Annotated in this window: 1 pseudogene; it reads left to right on the top strand. The window is 71.7% G+C overall.

Annotation, left to right across the window (positions count from 1 at the left end):
• Positions 1-414 (top strand): annotated as a pseudogene (locus tag QZH66_RS18575) (hypothetical protein); the annotation flags it as partial.

The raw sequence follows: 414 nt of genomic DNA on the forward strand, positions 1-414 counted from the left end.
GCTGGTGGCCAGCGGCGCAGCTCCCGAAGGGCGATTTGACCGTGACAGCGGCGCCTACTGCTTCGAGGTCTCGCCGGCCCGCCGGCCCGCCCGCCCGTGGATCAACGTGCTGGCCAACCCGGGTTTCGGTGCGCATATTTCAGAGGCCGGCGCGGGCTACACCTGGGCCGGCAACAGCCGGCTGCACCAGCTCACGCTGTGGACCAACGACCCGGTGAGCGATGCGGGCGGCGAATGCTTCTGGGTGCAGGACCTGCGCAGCCGCGAGGTCTGGAGCGTGGGCGCCGGCGCGGGCAGCGCCGACACCGCCTATGCCATCGAACATGGCCAGGGCCGCACCACGCTGCGCCACCAGCGCGGCGACCTCGAAGTGCTGGCCAGCTGGTGCGTGGATGCCGCGCAGCCGCTCAAGCA

The organism is Stenotrophomonas sp. YIM B06876, from assembly GCF_030711595.1.
In the GTDB taxonomy this organism is placed as follows: domain Bacteria; phylum Pseudomonadota; class Gammaproteobacteria; order Xanthomonadales; family Xanthomonadaceae; genus Stenotrophomonas.